Source organism: Rahnella rivi, from assembly GCF_019049655.1.
GTDB classification, from domain to species: Bacteria; Pseudomonadota; Gammaproteobacteria; order Enterobacterales; family Enterobacteriaceae; genus Rahnella; species Rahnella rivi.
The window spans coordinates 477,875-496,499 of record NZ_JAFMOX010000067.1 but is presented as its reverse complement, the minus strand read 5'-3'; the positions used below and the strand labels follow the sequence as shown (position 1 = coordinate 496,499).

At 51.0% G+C, this 18,625-nt stretch carries 16 protein-coding genes; 11 read left to right on the top strand and 5 right to left on the bottom strand.

What is annotated here, in order from left to right; translation table 11 throughout:
• Positions 1-564 precede the first annotated feature (564 nt).
• The 5 genes from speF to J1779_RS25340 all read left to right on the top strand — a co-directional run bounded on the left by speF (position 565) and on the right by J1779_RS25340 (position 8,143).
• Positions 565-2,727 (top strand): ornithine decarboxylase SpeF, encoded by a 2,163-nt coding sequence (gene speF, locus J1779_RS25360; RefSeq protein ID WP_136377455.1) that lies wholly within the window; start codon positions 565-567, stop codon positions 2,725-2,727.
• A gap of 601 nt (positions 2,728-3,328) precedes the next feature.
• On the top strand, positions 3,329-4,477 hold the full coding sequence (locus J1779_RS25355; protein WP_238485290.1) for a polysaccharide export protein: 1,149 nt from the start codon (positions 3,329-3,331) through the stop codon (positions 4,475-4,477).
• Complete coding sequence (locus tag J1779_RS25350; protein ID WP_238485289.1) at positions 4,465-4,920, top strand: arsenate reductase/protein-tyrosine-phosphatase family protein; 456 nt, start codon at positions 4,465-4,467, stop codon at positions 4,918-4,920. Before J1779_RS25355 ends, J1779_RS25350 begins: the two co-directional genes overlap by 13 nt.
• A 19-nt stretch (positions 4,921-4,939) precedes the next feature.
• Entirely contained in the window at positions 4,940-7,078 is a 2,139-nt protein-coding gene (locus J1779_RS25345; RefSeq protein ID WP_217205051.1) for a polysaccharide biosynthesis tyrosine autokinase, read from the top strand.
• A 12-nt stretch (positions 7,079-7,090) separates the two neighbouring features.
• Positions 7,091-8,143 carry a hypothetical protein gene (locus tag J1779_RS25340; protein ID WP_217205050.1) on the top strand — a complete coding sequence of 351 codons (1,053 nt, stop codon included), beginning with the start codon at positions 7,091-7,093 and terminating at the stop codon, positions 8,141-8,143.
• On the opposite strand, the gene J1779_RS25335 is transcribed toward J1779_RS25340, so the two are convergent.
• On the bottom strand, positions 8,129-9,346 hold the full coding sequence (locus tag J1779_RS25335; RefSeq protein WP_217205049.1) for a lipopolysaccharide biosynthesis protein: 1,218 nt from the start codon (positions 9,344-9,346) through the stop codon (positions 8,129-8,131). The genes J1779_RS25340 and J1779_RS25335 overlap by 15 nt on opposite strands.
• Positions 9,347-9,578: 232 nt before the next feature.
• On the opposite strand from J1779_RS25335, the gene J1779_RS25330 reads away from it, so the two are divergent.
• Together J1779_RS25330 and J1779_RS25325 are read left to right on the top strand one after the other, a co-directional pair.
• Positions 9,579-10,808: an asparagine synthase-related protein gene (locus tag J1779_RS25330; protein ID WP_217205048.1), complete on the top strand. Its 1,230-nt coding sequence runs from the start codon at positions 9,579-9,581 to the stop codon at positions 10,806-10,808.
• A gap of 22 nt (positions 10,809-10,830) precedes the next feature.
• Complete coding sequence (locus J1779_RS25325) at positions 10,831-11,988, top strand: glycosyltransferase family 4 protein (RefSeq protein ID WP_183848714.1); 1,158 nt, start codon at positions 10,831-10,833, stop codon at positions 11,986-11,988.
• Between the two features lie 51 nt (positions 11,989-12,039).
• Here J1779_RS25325 and mltC read toward each other — a convergent pair whose 3' ends face one another.
• The 3 genes from mltC to mutY form a co-directional block, all read right to left on the bottom strand.
• Positions 12,040-13,119 carry a membrane-bound lytic murein transglycosylase MltC gene (gene mltC / locus J1779_RS25320; RefSeq protein WP_056773294.1) on the bottom strand — a complete coding sequence of 360 codons (1,080 nt, stop codon included), beginning with the start codon at positions 13,117-13,119 and terminating at the stop codon, positions 12,040-12,042.
• A gap of 74 nt (positions 13,120-13,193) precedes the next feature.
• Positions 13,194-13,466 (bottom strand): oxidative damage protection protein, encoded by a 273-nt coding sequence (locus tag J1779_RS25315; protein WP_056773291.1) that lies wholly within the window; start codon positions 13,464-13,466, stop codon positions 13,194-13,196.
• Positions 13,463-14,557 (bottom strand): A/G-specific adenine glycosylase, encoded by a 1,095-nt coding sequence (gene mutY, locus J1779_RS25310; RefSeq protein WP_238485308.1) that lies wholly within the window; start codon positions 14,555-14,557, stop codon positions 13,463-13,465. The genes J1779_RS25315 and mutY overlap by 4 nt, the downstream gene beginning before the upstream one ends.
• Before the next feature lie 222 nt (positions 14,558-14,779).
• On the opposite strand from mutY, the gene trmB reads away from it, so the two are divergent.
• The 4 genes from trmB to J1779_RS25290 all read left to right on the top strand — a co-directional run bounded on the left by trmB (position 14,780) and on the right by J1779_RS25290 (position 17,581).
• Complete coding sequence (gene trmB, locus J1779_RS25305) at positions 14,780-15,499, top strand: tRNA (guanosine(46)-N7)-methyltransferase TrmB (protein ID WP_056773286.1); 720 nt, start codon at positions 14,780-14,782, stop codon at positions 15,497-15,499.
• Positions 15,499-15,825 carry a YggL family protein gene (locus tag J1779_RS25300; protein ID WP_056773283.1) on the top strand — a complete coding sequence of 109 codons (327 nt, stop codon included), beginning with the start codon at positions 15,499-15,501 and terminating at the stop codon, positions 15,823-15,825. Before trmB ends, J1779_RS25300 begins: the two co-directional genes overlap by 1 nt.
• A 74-nt stretch (positions 15,826-15,899) precedes the next feature.
• The gene (gene glsB / locus J1779_RS25295; protein WP_056773280.1) at positions 15,900-16,826 is read left to right on the top strand and encodes a glutaminase B; all 927 of its coding nucleotides are present in this window, start codon (positions 15,900-15,902) and stop codon (positions 16,824-16,826) included.
• Between the two features lie 23 nt (positions 16,827-16,849).
• Positions 16,850-17,581 (top strand): YggN family protein, encoded by a 732-nt coding sequence (locus J1779_RS25290; protein ID WP_056773277.1) that lies wholly within the window; start codon positions 16,850-16,852, stop codon positions 17,579-17,581.
• 128 nt (positions 17,582-17,709) lie between these two features.
• Here the strand turns inward: J1779_RS25290 and J1779_RS25285 are convergent, their stop codons facing one another.
• Positions 17,710-18,621 (bottom strand): transporter, encoded by a 912-nt coding sequence (locus J1779_RS25285; RefSeq protein WP_217205047.1) that lies wholly within the window; start codon positions 18,619-18,621, stop codon positions 17,710-17,712.
• Between the last annotated feature and the right edge of the window lie 4 nt (positions 18,622-18,625).

The following is an 18,625-nucleotide window of genomic DNA, read 5'->3' as shown; positions in this document are numbered from 1 at the left end:
CACGCGTGAATGCCCTGCAAAAACACCACAATTGACCGCGGCGGGATGTCGCATTCTGTAAGAATTTCGCCCAATGTTCAGGGTTGAACAGGGATAAGAAAGATGACATTATTGCGCCGATTTATTAAACAACTCTGATCCCGTTTTCACGCGACAGCTCAAGAGGGTTGCGGCATGGCTGGTTTATCACATCGCGCGGCAGTGGCTTTATGTTCGTGCAGAAAAAATCTGATGATGATCTCCGGGTGCTGTCAACACCACGATGTCAGTTTTCCTCCTTTTGCAGATCCTTTCATGCGGTAAGCCTACCCTTTGCTCGCTGTCAGGCATGATTAAAAACAGAGAATGACACCCGCCACTCCTCTGATTTTACTGTTGTCTGTCAGACGCGGCTGAGCATGAAACGCGAACTGTCTCCCCATTGCCCTCACGGCAACGTTCCGTCTCACTCAGGCCAGCGTCAATTGCCGGGCTGGACTCTGCGCATTTTCTCTTATGACGTAAGCACCAGCTCATTGCCGTGCCATGTGGCACACCCTCTTACTTAACCGTTTGAGAGTCTGAATGAAACTTTTAAAACTTGCAGCAAGCACCTCCGTTTCCCCTTACCTCCAGACCGCGCGTCTGGTGGCTGACCTGCGTCGCGCCGATTTTGCCGACGTCGCGGCGATCATTATTTCTGTCGGGGATCTGAACCACGGCAGGCTGGCGGAGATCGAAAGCCTGGGGTTTGGCATCCCCGCGTTTGTTGCCGTGCAGGGAACTGAGCAGGTTTCACCTGAGTTTTTACCGGCGCTGAAAGGCGTGATTACCCTGTCTGATGCGAATCAGGCGTTTTATGCCGCGCAGATTGAATCTGCGGCGCAGGCTTATGAAGAAGCGCTGTTCCCGCCGTTTTTCGATACGCTGAAAAAGTATGTCGAAATGGAGAACGCCACTTTTGCCTGTCCGGGGCATCAGGGCGGGGAATTTTTCCGTCGCCATCCGGCGGGGCGTCAGTTCTACGATTTTTATGGCCCGAACATTTTCCGCTCTGATATGTGTAATGCGGACGTCAAACTGGGCGATTTGTTGATCCATGAAGGATCAGCGAAAGATGCGCAAAAATATGCCGCCAAAGTGTTTAACGCGGACAAAACCTATTTCGTGCTCAACGGCACCTCGGCGGCCAACAAAGTGGTCACCAATGCCTTGCTGACCCGTGGCGATCTGGTGCTTTTCGATCGCAATAACCATAAATCCAACCATCATGGCGCGCTGTTACAGGCAGGCGCGACGCCGGTGTATCTGGAAACGGCGCGTAACCCGTTCGGCTTTATCGGCGGAATCGATGCCGCCTGTTTCGATGAAACCTATCTGCGTCAGCAAATCACGCGGGTGGCGCCAGAACGTGCCGGCGAAAAACGTCCGTTCCGTCTGGCCATCATTCAGCTCGGCACCTACGACGGCACGGTCTACAACGCGCGTCAGGTGGTCGATAAAATCGGCCATCTGTGTGATTACATCCTGTTTGACTCCGCATGGGTCGGTTACGAGCAGTTCATTCCGATGATGAAAGAGTGCTCGCCGCTGCTGCTGGAACTGAACGAAAACGATCCGGGCATCATCGTCACCCAGTCGGTGCATAAGCAGCAGGCCGGGTTCTCGCAGACGTCGCAAATCCACAAAAAAGACAATCACATCAAAGGCCAGAAACGCCATTGCAGCCATAAAAAGCTCAATAACGCCTTTATGATGCACGCTTCCACCAGCCCGTTTTATCCGCTGTTTGCCGCGCTGGACGTCAATGCGCGCATTCACGCCGGTGGCAGTGGTAAACACATGTGGATGGAGTGTGTGAAGCTCGGCATCGAAACCCGCAAGATGTTGCTCGAACAGTGCACGATGATTTTGCCGTTCGTGCCGCCGGTCGTAGACGGCGTGGCATGGCAGAACCATGACACGCAGCAAATGGCCAATGATGTGCGTTTCTTTGACTTTGTGCCGGGCGAGCGCTGGCATGCTTTTGAAGGATATGCTGAGAAGCAGTATTTCGTCGATCCGTGCAAGCTGCTGCTGACCACGCCGGGTATTGATGCGACCACCGGTAAATACACCGGGTTCGGGATCCCGGCGACCATTCTGGCGAACTATCTGCGCGAAAACGGCATCGTGCCCGAGAAGTGCGATCTCAATTCCATTCTGTTCCTGCTGACCCCGGCGGAAACCCCGGCCAAAATGCAGCTGCTGGTTGAGGAGATCGCCCGTTTTGAGCAGTACATCGAAGAAGATGCGCCCCTGAGCGAAGTGTTGCCGACGGTTTACCGTAAAAACGAAGACCGCTACCGCAACTACACCATCCGCCAGCTGTGTCAGGAAATGCATAATCTCTACGTCAGTTTTGATGTGAAAGAGCTGCAAAAAGAGATGTTCCGCGAGAAGAGTTTCCCGCCAGTGGTGATGAATGCGCAGGACGCGCACAACGAGTTTATCCGCGACAATATCGAGCTGGTGCCGATTGGCGAAGCCGAAGGCCGCATCGCCGCAGAGGGGGCCTTACCTTATCCGCCGGGTGTGCTGTGTGTGGTGCCCGGCGAACTGTGGGGCGGAGCGGTGCAACGTTACTTTATGGCGCTGGAAGAGGGCATCAACCTGCTGCCTGGTTTCTCACCGGAATTACAGGGTGTGTATATTGAGAAAAAACCGGTCGGCTGGAAGCGTGTGATGGGGTATGTGATTGCGGAGTAATTAACCAGGTGCCCGGATAATAAAGTCTTTTTTTATTCGGGCATGACTTTTAAGACTTTTAGATCATTATCTAAATAGAATTCTTATTTATATATTCTGTTGCAATGTTGAATAAATTTGTGAACATCCTCACGTATCCTGCTTATTAACTCCTCTTTTTATAAGATTAAATGACATGAACTCATCACAAAACAGCCAATGTTACTCCTTTCGATAACGATTTATTTTCATTTGTCATGATAAGTTTTAAATATTAAGGCGTGCTTCATCCGCGATGAATTTTCGAGGAGTTGCTTTCGTGAGATTTTTAATATAGCTTAATTGAAATGTAAGTGATTGAACTTAAGGTTTGTTTTTGTCTTTTGACAGAAGCTCATAAAGCCATTTCTGCCATTACAGTATCTAAAATGTTTATCAACAATCATTCCTTTGTATAGGTTTTCGGTTGGCCAGGCTTATTGTCTTTGCCTGTCCCAAAGGCGTAAAAAGAATTTTTGAGTGTCATTTTATTCGCCATTATTAATGCCATGGTTTTTATTTATGACTCTGTAAGAATTAAATCAAAAGTAAAGGTGTCCTTCTCGATAAATAAGTCAGGTTGATGGAAATAATAAAATATAAAATTTCTTCTGCGCTGCTGTCGGCTGCGCTATTACTTTCTGGCTGCCAGTGGGCTCCCGGAAGTCATTTAACGACGTCAGGAAAACATATTATCAACGACCCGGAATATGGCGCGGAAATTAATGCATTGGTGGATGTCTATCCCATTACGCCGCAGTTGATTGACCGTCAGCGCGCAATACCCGTTGTCGCGAAAGCGAATCCGCAACTCGATCACGCTGTACAACATTATCAGTACCTGATCGGTGTCGGTGATGTTCTGAATATTACGCTCTGGGAGCACCCTGAATTGACTCAGCCAGACGGGCAACTGCGTAACAGTGGCGGCAGCGGAAACGCAGTCCACGCTGACGGCACAATATTCTATCCCTACGTGGGCAACGTGGTGGTGAAAGGTAAAACGGCCGCTGAAGTGCGAACGTTGATGAGCCGGCGGCTGGCCACGTTCATTACCTCCCCGCAGGTGGATGTCAGCGTGGCGGAGTACCGTTCGCAAAAAGTCTTTGTGACCGGCGCCGTTGCGCAGAGTGGCAATGTTTCGATTACCAATGTGCCGTTGACCGTGATGGATGCCATCAATCAGGCGGGCGGGATCAGCGAAAATGCGGACTGGAACCATGTGGTATTAACCCGCAACGGAAAAGAGTTGCCGCTTTCGCTGGCCGGGTTGCTGCAAGACGGCGATCTCACCCAAAACACTCTGCTGACCTCGGGCGATATTCTCTACATCCCGCGCAATGACGACTTAAAAGTGTTTGTGATGGGCGAAGTGAAAAAGCAGGCGACCCTGAAGATGGATCGCAGTGGCATGTCGCTGACGGAAGCGCTGGGCAATGCCGAAGGCCTGGATCAGATAAGCAGTGATGCCAGCGGGATATTTGTTATCCGTTCGCTGCGGGGTAAGAAGCCCGACAACGCCAAAATAGCGAGTATTTATCAGCTGAACGCAAAAGATGCCACGGCGCTGATTTTGGGCACCGAATTCCGTTTGCAGCCCTATGACATCGTCTATGTCACTACCGCGCCGGTGACCCGCTGGAATCGCGTGATCAGTCAGCTGGTGCCCACTATCGCAGGTGTTCACAACATGACGGAATCGGCGCGCTGGACCCAAAATTGGGCAGACTGAGTTGTCAGCGCATCCTGGTGGTTTGCGTGGGCAATATTTGTCGTTCGCCGCTGGGGGAGCGCTTGTTGCGCCAGTATTTACCCGGCCACGACATCCGGTCTGCCGGGCTGATGGCGCTCAGAGGGCATGACATTGACCGGGATGCCGCCCTTGTCGCTGCGCGTTACGGGATTGATACCGGGGGGCACTGCGCCCGGCAGCTGGATGCGGCGTTATGCCGTCGTCAGGACTTAATTCTGGTGATGGAAAAACATCAGATCGCCATGCTGGCGCGCATTGTCCCGGAGGCTGAAGGGAAAACCATGCTTTTTAGCTACTGGGATTCACAACAAGATATTACCGATCCTTTCAACCGCAGCCTTGCGGTGCATGAACACATCGCTCAGCAACTCATCACTTCTGCGCAAGGTTGGGGCCGGGCCTTAGACATAAATGACAAATAGAAAAGAAACAGGATCCAGAATGCAGAAGTTGCGGGGTGTCGTAAAGCCGATCAGAGGGGAAGATTATCTGGTCGATGTCCGTTATCTGTGGGGCGTGTTGCTCGACAGTAAAGTGCTGATTGTCGTTTTGACCGCAGCGGGTATCGTGCTGGCATTGATGTGGGGCATCATCTCGCCCCCGGTTTTTCAGGCAGAGGCATTAATCCAGCTTGAAAAAGAAGGCACGGAGAATATTTTCAGTAAGTTGTATGGCCTTCAGCCTGATGACACTTCGTCGGCTAGTACGGAAATAGTGCTGATAAAATCACGTTCAGTCCTGGGTAAATCGGTGGAGGATATGGGGCTCGACATCGAGATCGAGCAAGAGAAATTCCTTAATCTTGCCAAAGCCGGTGCCCGGTTACTGGGGCAAAGAAACGTTCAGGTCACGGTTCCTGTGTTTAACGTACCCGAGGAAAGGTTGGATCAGCCTTTCACCCTGACCATTCTGGATGAGGGCCGGTTCAGTCTGGCAGGCGACAATGTCGCGATGCATGGCCGGTTCGGGGAAGCCCTGAATGCAGAGGGTATGACGATTGTCGTCAGTCAGAGTGATGCCTCGCCGGGTACCCGTTTCACGCTGACCAAAATCAATCCGTTTAAGGCAATAAAGAACCTCGAGAAAAACCTGAATGTGGTCGAATCGTCGAAGGATACCGGCATGCTGCGGCTCTCGCTGCTGGGCGAAGATCCCAAAACTATCCGGCGGATATTAAGTTCGATCAGTGATAACTATGTGCATAAAAGTATTGATAAAAAATCTGAATCAGCGCGTAAAAGCCTGACGTTTGTTCAGCATCAACTGCCGCTCATCAAAGCTCAGTTGGAAAAAGCAGAATCCCGGCTGAACCTTTTTCGCAAAGAGAGGGGTTCGATCGATTTACCGATGGAAGCCCGCACGATTCTGGATTCCGGTGTGGAAATCGATTCTCAGCTCAGTGCGCTGAAAGTGGAGCAGTCGGACCTCTCAAAACGCTATACGCCGGCACACCCGGCCTTCCGGGCCCTGCTTGAGAAAAAGCAGGCACTGGAAAAAGCCAAAGCCGCGCTGAGTAATAAAATCAGCGCCATGCCGGAAACGCAGCAAAATGTGTTTCGCCTGACCCGCGATGTCCAGTCAGCGCAGGACATCTACATGTTGCTGCTCAATAAACAGCAGGAGCTGAATATTGACACGGTCAGCACGGTAGGGAATGTCCATATTGTTGATGCCGCAGAGGTTTTACCTCAGCCGATCTACCCTAAAAACCGCCAGCTGGTGCTGACGGGAGCGGTGCTCGGCCTGGTGCTTTCCATCGCGCTGGTCTTTATTCGCAATGTTTTCAGGCGCGGGATCAGCGGCTCGGATCAACTCCGGCAAATGGGGTTCAGCGTTTTCAGCAGCATCCCTTATTCGAAAAAGCAGCAGGGTGAACGCAGTGGCGTCAGTGAGCCCTTACTGGCCATTTCCGCGCCGGACGACAGCGCCATTGAAGCCATCCGCAGCCTGCGCACCAGCCTGTATTTCCAGCTTAAACAGGCTGAAAATAAAATTCTGATGCTGGCCGGTGCCACCAGCCATATTGGTAAAAGCTTTATCAGCAGTAATCTGGCCGTTGTGTTTGCGCAGTCTGATTTGCGGGTTTTGCTGGTGGATGCCGATATGCGACGGGGCTATCTGCACAACATCTTCAATGTGGGTTATGCGCCCGGATTGTCTGAGTTGTTGTCGTCAGGTTTGGCCTTCGGGCAGGCCATTCATCACACCCGCGTGAGCAATCTGGATATGATGACGCGGGGAACGGCGCCATCCAATCCTTCTGAATTGCTGCTGACGCCGCGTTTTCCGGCTTTTTGCCAGTGGGCAAGCGAGCATTACGATGTGGTGATTTTCGATACGCCACCGGTGATGGCCGTAGGGGATGCCATGATCATTGCTAATTACTCCGGCGTGAACCTGATGGTGGCGCGTTTTGAAGTCACCACGCCAGATGAACTGGATATTTCCCTGACACAATTCGCCCAGGAAGGGTATGAGGTCAATGGCGTGGTGCTTAACGCCACGCACCGTCGTGCCGCGCAGTTCTTCCGACACGGGCATTATGAGAATTACCAGTACGCCATGAATAAGAAAAGCTGAGCCGGGAAAGATATGTACACATCCAGACAGCAACTCAGCGGAATTTGCCTGATAAAAATTGCCTACGCGTTCTTCGCCGTACTGGTTTTTGCGCGGTTCACTTCGCTTGGCGATACCGGTGATTACCTGAATGGCGAATATCTGGAGCGGAATAATCTGGCCAGTACCGCTTACCTGATGTCACTTATCGGCGCTGCATTGGGGAATATCGGCAGTTATGTTTTTTCTCTGATTTTATCGGTGTGGGGAATGGTGTATCTGCTGGAGAAGGCGGAGTTTTCATCGGGAAATATCCGGCTGGTTTTTGTGCTGATGATGCTGCCTTCATTTGGCGTCTGGACGTCAATTCTGTCAAAAGAAGTGTTTGTTCTGTTTTCGTTCTGCCTGTGTACCGGCGGGCTGATTGATCTTCTCAGTCAGCGAAGGGTGTTTTTCTCGCTGTTTCAGTTGCTGGGTCTGGCGTTGCTGACCTTTATGAAACCGCATTATTCGGTGTGTATTTATCTTTCAGCGCTGGCTATCACCATTTTTCGGATGGGGTTCAGAAGGGAGATTCTTCTGGCGTTGTTAACCATAGCATTGCTTGGCACCATGGCGGTGGCGATTCACTACATGGATCTGATCTATGAGTACACCCAGATCATACCGTTACATTTTTCTGCCAACAGCAGCAGCACCCGCACCAATGATTTTTGGCTGAACGAGTATGACTTTTTTACCTATTTACCCGCGGGATTGCCGGTGTCGTTTATCGGGCCGACGTTGTTTGAAGCTCTGGCCGCGCCGAAGATGCTGCCGTTCTTTCTTGAAGGTATTTTTTTGGCGGGTTTTGTGGTGTTCCAGTGCGCGAGAGCGGCATTTCATCGCGGTTATATCAATGTGCTGAGTCTGACGCTGGTTTTCACCTTTACCTTTGCCCTGCTGATAGCACATTACCCGTTCGGTTTATTTAATCCGGGATCGGCTGTGCGCTATCGCTCAGGTTTTATCTTTCCTATGTGCTTGTTTATTTTATATATAGCGGAAGAGAATCGCCGGTTATTGCACACTTCACCGGCGGGATAGACGCCGGTGAGTCAGCGCGTAACACATGACGAAAAGCATTCTGGCAAAAACAAACATGGCGATCGCGCCGGTGACAGAAAAGAGATAAATCAGCACATAGCCGGTCACGGCAGAAACCAGTGAGACGAACAGAGAGATGTTGCGGAACTCGCGGTCAAGGTGACGGGGAAGAAAATAGCCATAGGAATATGCGGTCAGCATGCCGTTGAATAAAATTCCCGCGCTGAGAAGTTTGAGATAACCCGTGACGTCCGGGTAACCGGAGCCGAGAAAAAGCGTGACGCAACGATCGCCGAACATAAAGATCACCAGTACCGGCAGCGCTGAAAGCAACACATTGAGCTGCAGCAGGCGGCCAAAAGTGCCTTTGCCTTTCGCAATGATCGGGTAAGCGGCTTTAGAGAGCATAAGTTGCACCGAACCGGCAATGGCCACCAGACGCATCGCGATACTGAAACCGGCAAAAACGGCGGGGCTGACCAGCGATCCGATGATCAGTAGCGGAATATTGCTGTAGAGGTTTGGCGCAAAGTCACCGATAAAGCTGTCCCGGCCTGCACAGAGGCGTGACCACAATCCGGTGAATTCTACATTTTCTCTGAGGCCGTTTTGAGTATGACGACATCTGACGGCGTAAAGCCCGGTAAGCAAATAGGCCAGGGCATTGATGAAGACGGCCAGCAGCATGTCCGCCGAGGAGCGGACCCACAGTAAAAGCGCGACAATGTGTACCAGGCGGGAGAGAAGGGTCGCCACTGCCAGCGCGCTGAGCCGGGAAATACCCTGATGAAACCAGCTGGCTGTCAGGTAATGGCCGGAAACCACAATCAGATAATAGGTGGCAATGACCGGCAGTGAAATGCCCGGAATAACGCAGGCGGTATATACCGTAAAAATCAGGCAAGAAAATAAGCCAGCGACAAACCGTACAGCCTGATATTGCGCGTAGAGACGCGGCAACTGCCGGGGATCCTTGTTTTTCGCCACGTCACGCACGCCGGTTATTTGGGTGCTGTAGTCAGTCATAATGGTGGCGAAGAGAGAAGCGGATATAAAAATAAAATAGTAACCGTAGTGCTCCGGCCCCAGTACACGGGAAAGAAAGGGAATGGTGACTAATGTCACCAGTAAATTAAGTACATTTATTGAGGTGAGGTTGAGCAGATTTTTTGCCACCTCGTTAAGCCGAAGATTTTTTTTCATCCTGAATGCCTTAAAGCTCACGTTCCATTTTGACGGGGATTTTATCTGGTTGTTTCACCTGTGGACAGTTAAATGATTTTGAATAAGGACATCTATGCTATTAAAAATAAGTATTGGTGAGATATTGCAGGGCAATGTGCTTAAAACTCTGGGACTGCGTTATGACAATAACGTGATTTATAATGAGCACATCAGGACGCGACGTTTTATTACGCGTTGTAATGATCATGTTGTGATATCTGATAATCTCAGTGAAATAAATGCTGATTCAGACCTGGAAATTAATGCTGATGCACAGGATTTCTATCTGCGTTATGGGTTTATTGCACCGCCTTTTACGCTGTATAAAAACGTTTATTTGCTGGCGCCTTATATTGGCGTGGTGATGTCCAATCCGCTGACATTTAAGACGCTTTATCCTGTCCGTCACTCTTTCGACAATGAAAATGCGCAGCATCAGGTTGAGACAGGTGCGCAACTTCTGGCGGATCTGCAACATTCGCTCGCGCAAAATGAATCTGATTATCAGGTCTTATTTAGCGGTGGGCTGGATTCCTCGCTGTTACTGGGGATTTCTAATCAGCTGAATAAAACCCGCTGTGCCATCCATTGTTTTATGGCGTCTATGCCGCAAGAAACAACCAAAGCGAAAAAAATGTGTGCAGACACGGCGACAGTATTTAAACACGTTTCGGTCGAAAGCGATCTGAGTGCCGTCGCCGGTGATTTTATTCGTCTGACGCTTGAACCTGTTGCCGACAAAATTGCACTGGTGATCCCGGCGCTGGTCACGTCGGCAAAAGCCGAAACCGGCCTTGCAGTCCTCGACGGGCAGGGGGCTGATTCCCTGTTCTGCGGGCTTCCGCACGATAAATTGTACGATCTCTATCGCCGCCGGGGAGTCCGGGCGCTGTCGACATTCGGCACGTTTTTGCCCGTATGGAAAAATAAGAGCAGTCATCTGGGCAGAAAAATCTACCGGGCCACGAAAGTGTTGAAATGTCTGGCCGCCCCCACGCCTGCGGCGATGTTAATTCAGTCATTAGCAGAAGATACCGCGATAATATTGCCGGCGGATAATGAAGTTATACAATATCTGGAGAGTGAACTCGCTGAACTCAGTAAAAACCTTGACGATTTCCATCTCGTGATTCGCTACCTTTTTATGTTCAGAATATTACCCGCCAGAGAAATGCAGAAATACTTACTGGCAGAGTCCCTGAATTATGCCTTTAAATTACCCTTCCTCGAGAAAACGATGGTGGATAAGTATTTTTATCTGGATGCGTCGTGCAGCATTAAACAAGGTATTTATAAAAACCCGATAACCTGTCTGGCAAAGACATTCTGGCCTGGTTTTTTAAACAGCAGCAGAACCAGCCCATTTCAGGTGGAATTTACCACCGAGAAACTGACAGTAAAACAATTCTCCCTGAATTATATTTTGAAGAAAACACAGTAATCATTGAAAACAAGGAATGTTTATGAAGAAAATCCCGGCTAAACGTATCGCTATTACCGCTAATAGTAGTTGGTATCTTTACAACTTCAGAAAGAACACCATTAAGGCGATGCTTGAACAAGGTTACGACGTCATCGCATTAGCACCGGAAGACGGCTATTCCGGTGTGCTTTCTTCGCTGGGATGCAAATTTATCCCTTTATCCATCGATTCGGGAGGAATAAATCCATTCAAGGATTCGCTGACGATAATGTCAATTTTCTTCATATTTCTCAGGATGAAGTGTGATCTTGTTTTGAATTTCACCCCGAAAAATAATATCTATTTTTCTCTGGTGGCGTGGCTGTTTCGTAAACCGGTAATAAATAATGTCGCAGGTCTTGGAAATGTTTTCATCAACGGCGGGGCGGTCTGTGTTATTTGCCGTTTGCTGTATAAATTCAGTCAGCGTAGTGCGGCCAGAATATTCTTTCAGAATGAAGACGACCGCACCCTGTTTCTGACGGAAATTATTCCTGGCTATTCGCGTACCGAGCGCCTTCCGGGATCGGGGGTTGATCTGGCCCGCTTTGAGATGATGCCCGCGGCTGATGATGGCGTGGTGCGTTTTATCCTGATTGCGCGGATGCTCTATTCAAAGGGCGTGGAACATTATGTTGATGCAGCCCGCAGACTGAAGAGAATTTACGGCGACCGGTGTGAATTCCGTTTGCTGGGTTTTCTCGATGGCAACAATCCGGCGGCGGTGAAAACCGAGAGAATGACGTCGTGGATTGCCGAGGGCATGATTCATTATTTGGGTATTTCCGACAACGTCGAAAATGAGCTGAGACAGATTGACTGCGTGGTACTGCCCTCGTTTTATCGTGAGGGGGTTCCGAAATCTTTGCTGGAAGCGGGGGCGGCCGGAAAACCGATTATTACCACAGATAATATCGGATGCCGCGAAACGGTGGACGAAGGAGTTAACGGGTATCTGTGCACACCGCAAAGTACGGACAGCCTGGTCGCCTGCATGGAAAAAATGATTAATCTTACGCATGCCGAGCGGCTCGATATGGGGGCGAAGAGCAGGCAGAAAATGGTGCGTGAGTTTGACGAGCACATCATTATCAGCCGTTATCTGAACGCAATAAATGAAGCGCTCTCGCCAAAGACTGAAAAGTGTTCGTTAAGCTAAAAAAAACGGAGACTCAGAGAATCTCCGTTTTCATGCTTAATGCGCTGAATTTTAATCAATACGACGATAACCGCGTTGCGTGTTGTTCACTTTGTAGAGATAACGGCGTGATTCCGCAGACGGGTGTTTGGTGGTCAGTGTGTCGTACACATCACCGGCTGACATATTGTTGATGATGTTAAAGGCCTGCGTTTTATCCCGGGAGAAGACGCGTAACACGCTGCCGGCTCCGCCGTTATAGGCGGTGATCACCGCATAGCGGCGTGCCGTCGGGTCGTTAATGTTACTCAGATACACCTTCTGCAATATCGCCAGATAAGCAGTACCGGTATTGATATTATTTTGCGGATCAAACAGATAGCTGCGGCTAGGCTTGCCCCATTTTCCTTCGGACTTAAACACATCCACGCCCGCAGTGTGCTGCACAACCTGCATCAGCCCGAGCGCATCGGCATGGCTCACCGCATACGGGTTAAAGGCGGATTCGGTTTGCATGATCGCCAGAATCAGCGACTGATCGACGCCGTATTTGGCCGAAGCTTCGCGGATCATTGGCAGGTATTTATGCGCACGCTGATTCAGGTGGTTCGGCACCATCTGGATGGTGACGGAATAGATGACGTGCAGGCCGGACTGGCGGCGCATCAGTTTGTTTTGAATCAGATAATCGGCAAAGCTGGCGGCACGGCCTTCCCAGCGGATCGGTTTACCGGTGTTGTCGAGCACCTGCCCGTACAGCATCGGTTCACGGCTGATCTCAATGTCGTTGACATCGGAATAGAGGTCGACGTTGCCCGGATCTTCACCCACCAGTAAGGTGCTGATGATCGCCTGACGCAGGCTGGCAGCCGGATCGGTGCCGGAAATCGTTTCAAGGGTGATGGTACCCGCATCAAAGTTGATGTGGCTGCGGGTGTAATACTGATCGCTATACTTCACGTAGTCTTTCGGGCCGGCGATCAGCACTTCATTCATGCCCCAGATGTTCTCGATATTGTGCGCAAACTGGCCCATCAAAATATCGAATCCATTGGTGTCTTTTACGTAAGCTTCGTTGAACTGGTCTTTCTTACTGCCGGAGCAGGAGATCAGCATTGGCGCGATAACCAGCAAAGCTAAAATTTTCTTCATCTTGAAACCATTTCTGGTGAAAGAAGCCGCCACCCGAAAGCGACGGCTTTATTGTTATTGATGATGCTCAGTGATCAGTTTGAAGGCGGCGTATAGCCTTCAATGTGCACATCCTGGCCCTCAAACAGGAAATTCACCATTTCCTGTTCCAGCAGTTTGCGGTCTTCCGGATTCATCATGCTGAGTTTTTTCTCATTGATCAGCATGGTCTGTTTGCTCATCCAGCGTGACCAGGCTTCTTTCGAAATCTCGTTATAAATGCGTTTACCAATCTCACCAGGGTACAGCTGGAAATCCTGCCCTTCGGCATCCTGCTTCAGGAAAGTGCAAAAAATGGTTCTGCTCATACTGATTCCTTATTGATCGTTTTTGGGGACGGTTCTTTTGCCAGCTGAGTCAGCAAACGCTCAACCGGCGCGGCCAGCCCGACGAATTGTGGTTGCGCTAAGTTATACCAGAGACCCGCACCTTCATCCATGCAACCCGCAGATGTTCGCAGATTTAACCACATCGGGACGATATCCAGATGGAAATGGCTGAACGTGTGGCGAAAAGAGGTTTGCTGCTGCAACTGATTTTGCGTCACGCCGTATTTTTTCAGCCCCTGCGCCAGTTCCTCTTGCGTGGCAAATTGCGGGAAGCAGAACAAGCCGCCCCACAGGCCAACGGGCGGACGTTGCTCCAGCCAGACTTTGTCTTCCTGCTGAATCATCAGCATAAACGCGGTTCTTTCCGGCAGGGTTTTCTTGGGTTTTTTGCCGGGATATTTTGCCCAGCTGTTGTGCGCGTAGGCTTCGCAGCCCGATTTCACCGGGCACAACTCACACTTCGGTTTGCTGCGCGTGCAGACCATCGCCCCGAGATCCATCATCGCCTGATTAAACTGGGCAACGTTTTTAGCCGGTGTGACGTCTTCACTTATCGCCCACAAACGGTTCTCGGTTTTCTTCTCGCCCGGCCAGCCGTCCACGGCGTAGCAACGGGCCAGCACGCGCTTCACATTACCGTCTAAAATGGGATAGTGCTGATTCAGCGCCAGCGATAACACTGCTCCTGCCGTTGAGCGGCCAATGCCGGGCAGGGCGAGGATCGCGTCGAAGGTCGTCGGGAACACGCCGCCGTGCTGGCTGGCGATGGTCTGCGCGGCCTTATGTAAGTTGCGCGCGCGGGCGTAATACCCGAGGCCGGTCCACAGATGCAGTACTTCATCCAGCGGCGCGGCCGCGAGATCGGAAACCGTCGGGAAACGCTGCATAAAGCGTTCAAAATAAGGGATCACCGTCGCAACCTGGGTTTGTTGCAACATCACTTCTGAAAGCCAGACTTTGTAAGGCGTTTTTTCGATTTGCCACGGCAGTGTTTTGCGGCCATAGCGCTGATACCAGTCGAGTACCAGGGGCGAGAAACGGTTGGCTTCCAGGAAACCAGGGGCTTTCATCATGGGTGAATTACAGTCCGGCAGGGTTAAAAGACGGGGCTGATCACATCACAGTTGCCGAGTGGCTGTAAACCGGAACTTTCCGGACTGTATTGACGTATTTCCTGTCCGCAAACCTTGCTTATCGGGAGTAAGTTTGGATAATGCGCCATTCTTCATAGTTAATGACCAAATTACCGCAGCGACCGAATACCCTGTCTTGCCTAACGGAGTGGAAACACCATGAAAAACGACGTCATTTCACCGGAGTTCGACGAGAACGGTCGCGCTATGCGCCGTATCCGTAGTTTTGTCCGCCGTCAGGGCCGTCTGACCAAAGGTCAGCAACACGCGCTGGACAACTTCTGGCCGGTGATGGGCGTGGAATATCAGGCAGAACCGCTGGACATTGCTACCCTGTTTGGCCGCGCAGCGCCTGTTGTGCTGGAAATCGGTTTTGGCATGGGCACGTCGCTGGTGACCATGGCGCAGAACAACCCGCAGCAGAACTTTATCGGCATTGAAGTGCACTCGCCGGGCGTCGGTGCCTGCCTGGCTACCGCGCACGAAGAGGGCGTCAGCAACCTGCGCGTGATGTGTCACGATGCGGTGGAAGTGCTGGAAAAAATGATCCCGGATGGCTCGCTCGACATGGTGCAGCTATTCTTTCCTGACCCGTGGCACAAAGCGCGTCATAATAAGCGCCGGATTGTCCAGCCAGCATTCGTTGAACTGCTGCGCAGTAAACTGAAAGTGGGCGGCGTATTCCACATGGCAACCGACTGGGAGCCGTATGCCGAACACATGCTTGAGGTGATGACCAGCTTAGAAAACTGGAAAAACCTCTCGCAGGAAAACAACTATGTACCGCGCCCGGAATCGCGCCCGGTCACCAAGTTCGAAATGCGTGGCCAGCGTTTAGGCCACGGCGTATGGGATCTGATGTTTGAGAGGAAGCAATAATGGCTACAAATCGCAGTCGTCGTTTACGTAAGAAGTTACACATTGCCGAGTTCCAGGAACTGGGCTTCTCTGTAAAATGGCGTTTCCCGGAAGGTACCGCGGTAGAAACCATCGACGAATCACTGGATCAATTTATTGAAGGTGTGATCGAGCCAAACAAACTGGCCTTCGATGGCAGTGGTTATCTGCAGTGGGAAGGTCTGGTTTGCCGTCAGGACATCGGTCATTGCACTGATGAACACCGCGCGCAAATCAAAAAATGGTTAGAAGACCATAAAATGGAAGACGTGGAAGTTTCAGAGTTATTCGATATCTGGTGGGATTGATTCTGCCGGTCAGATGAATTCTGAATCTTTGAAAGGTGCCTTCCGGCACCTTTGTTACATCTGGAGGCAGGACGTTGGGCACCGAACTTGATAACAGTTTGCTGGACGATATTCTTCAGCAGGTCAGGCCGCTTATTGGCCGTGGCAAAGTCGCCGACTATATTCCTGCGCTGGCAGAAGTCAGCCCCGATCATTTAGGAATCGCCGTGTGTACCACGAAAGGAGAGATCTTTCGTGCCGGTGATGCCAATACCCGATTCTCTATTCAGTCGATCTCCAAAGTGCTCAGCCTCACGCTGGCGCTGACCCGTTATCAGGAAAGTGAAATCTGGCAGCGTGTCGGTAAAGAACCTTCTGGTCAGCCCTTCAATTCGCTGGTGCAGCTGGAGCTGGAGCAGGGCAAACCGCGCAATCCGTTCATCAATCCGGGCGCGCTGGTCGTCTGCGATATGCTGCAAACCCGTCTGACTGCGCCCAAGCAAAGAATGCTGGAAGTGGTGCGCCAGCTGGCCGGATCGGCAGATCTCAACTACGATCGGCACGTTGCACGTTCAGAATTCGATCATTCTGATCGCAACGCTGCGATTGCGTACCTGATGAAGTCTTTCGGCAATTTCGAGAATGACGTCATCACGGTGTTGCATACCTATTTTCATTACTGCGCGTTGCGTATGAGCTGTGAAGAACTGGCGCGAACCTTTGTGTATCTGGCGAACAAGGGCCATCCGCTGGGCAGCGAACAGCCGCTGATTGATGCCCGTCAGGCGCGACAGATTAACGCCATGATGGTGACCAGCGGCATGTATGACGGTGCCGGTGAATTTGCCTATCGCGTAGGCATGCCGGGAAAATCCGGTGTTGGCGGCGGCATTCTGGCCGTGGTGCCCGGAGAGATGTGCATTGCGGTGTGGTCACCGGAACTTGACGCGGCAGGGAACTCTTTGGCCGGTATTGCTGCCTTAGAATTACTGGCGCAACGTATTGGCCGTTCAATTTTTTGAATTTGCTGTTTTAGGGAGAGTACATGTTTGTAAAAAGTGGAGTGGTAAAAACCGGACTTGCTGCCTTGCTGGCGCTGAGTGCGTGGAGCGCGCAGGCGGATTATGAATGCGCCGTCCAGCCAAAAGATGACGTGATCATCAAGCCGCAAACCGTGCAGGTTGTGGGTAACAGCGGCGATTTGCTGATCACACCTAACGGCAATGTGACACTCAACGGCAAAGAGATCACCCTGAGCGCAAAACAGCGTCAGGAAGCCATTGATTATCAGGCCTCGCTGCGTCGCGATCTGCCCTGGATCGATCAGGGTGCTACCGCGCATCTGGAAAAAGGCCGTGTGGCCGTTGACCGCGTGATCGTCGATAAACTGGGCAGCAGCAGCAACGTGCGCAACCGTCTGGTCACCCTCGACAAGCAGCTCAAGCAGCAGATGAATCTGATTATCGAACACCGCACCGATGGTCTGACGTTCCATCACAAAGCGGTTGATCAGGTGAAGCAGAATGGTCAGAAGCTGATGGAACAAACCATGGGCGGCGTGATGCAGGACAGCATCAATGAAATGGGCCTGAAACAGGCGGCCAGTGGCGGCAATCCGTTGCAGGCGATGATGGGCAATCTGGGCGGTCTGCAACAGGCGGTTCAGGATGAGTGGAGCAAACAGGAAAAAGAGTTCAAAGCCTTTGGCGATGATGTCTGTAAACGTGTAACTGCGCTCGACACTCAGCACAAAACATTGCTGGCGGATTTGAAGTAAGCTCTGACAATCATCGCCTTTTCGGATCCCCGGAGAGGCGATTGAGAGTGCAATCATTGATACATCGGGATCATATGATAAGAAAGGGAGCTAAGCTCCCTGTGCGAGTAAACAGCAATTACTCTGTATTACCAGGCATATTGCATTCTGAACATCCAGGTTGAAATATCAGGTGAGCCGGACTCCTCGTGGGTGGTATCGGTATAAGCGACAGCCCCGCCAAATTGAGGCGTTAACATAAATCCCAGCGAAGCCCCCAGAGCAACGTTCTGCTGCTTATTATCTTGCAGACTGCCATCAATACGCGTCTCGCCGCCTTGACTGAAGGTGCTGTCCAGCGATATCCACAGCGCCGGATTGAACGTAAAGCTGAAATGTCCTTCGGCAGCATAAAGCGGTCTTTGTGCCAGATGGTGGCTACCGAGATAGTCATCATTGTCCTGATAGAATGTCACCATCGGGTTAACTTCAACCCAGAAAGGGCCGACAGGGTAACCGAAAGCTAATTCCGGTTTAATCACCCAACGGTTTCCCCCGATATTGAGCGCTTTCGTTTTATCGTAATCCCCGGTGGGCGCAGTGACCCATATCGCCGAGGTCAAAAACATCTCCGGTGTCCAGAGCCGGAACTCCTGAGAATTAAGCGCGGGTGCGCCAAACAGGTTATAGATCAGCGCGAGTTGTGAATCGCCCATCCCCTGATTCGTATGCGTATCATCCAGCACAGGCGAACCATCCAGTGATGCCCGCAGGTGCGCGACGGGCTGAATCAACTGAATACCTGCAGTGTGCCCGCCGAGATCAAAAGACCGCGCATAACGTATGATATAAAGATCGGCATCCACTGACGCATTATCGACAGGCAAGGAAGAGTCGAGAGATGTATTACTGTTTATGTTCTCGTAGTAGCCGAATAAAATATTAATATCATCAGGAACGTTCTGCCAGTCACGGGCGTTATCTGCGTAACTGCTGCAAGGTAAGACAATAGAGAAAATTAAAAAAATCCCTTTGGTATTTAACTGCCACTTATATCGCATTTTT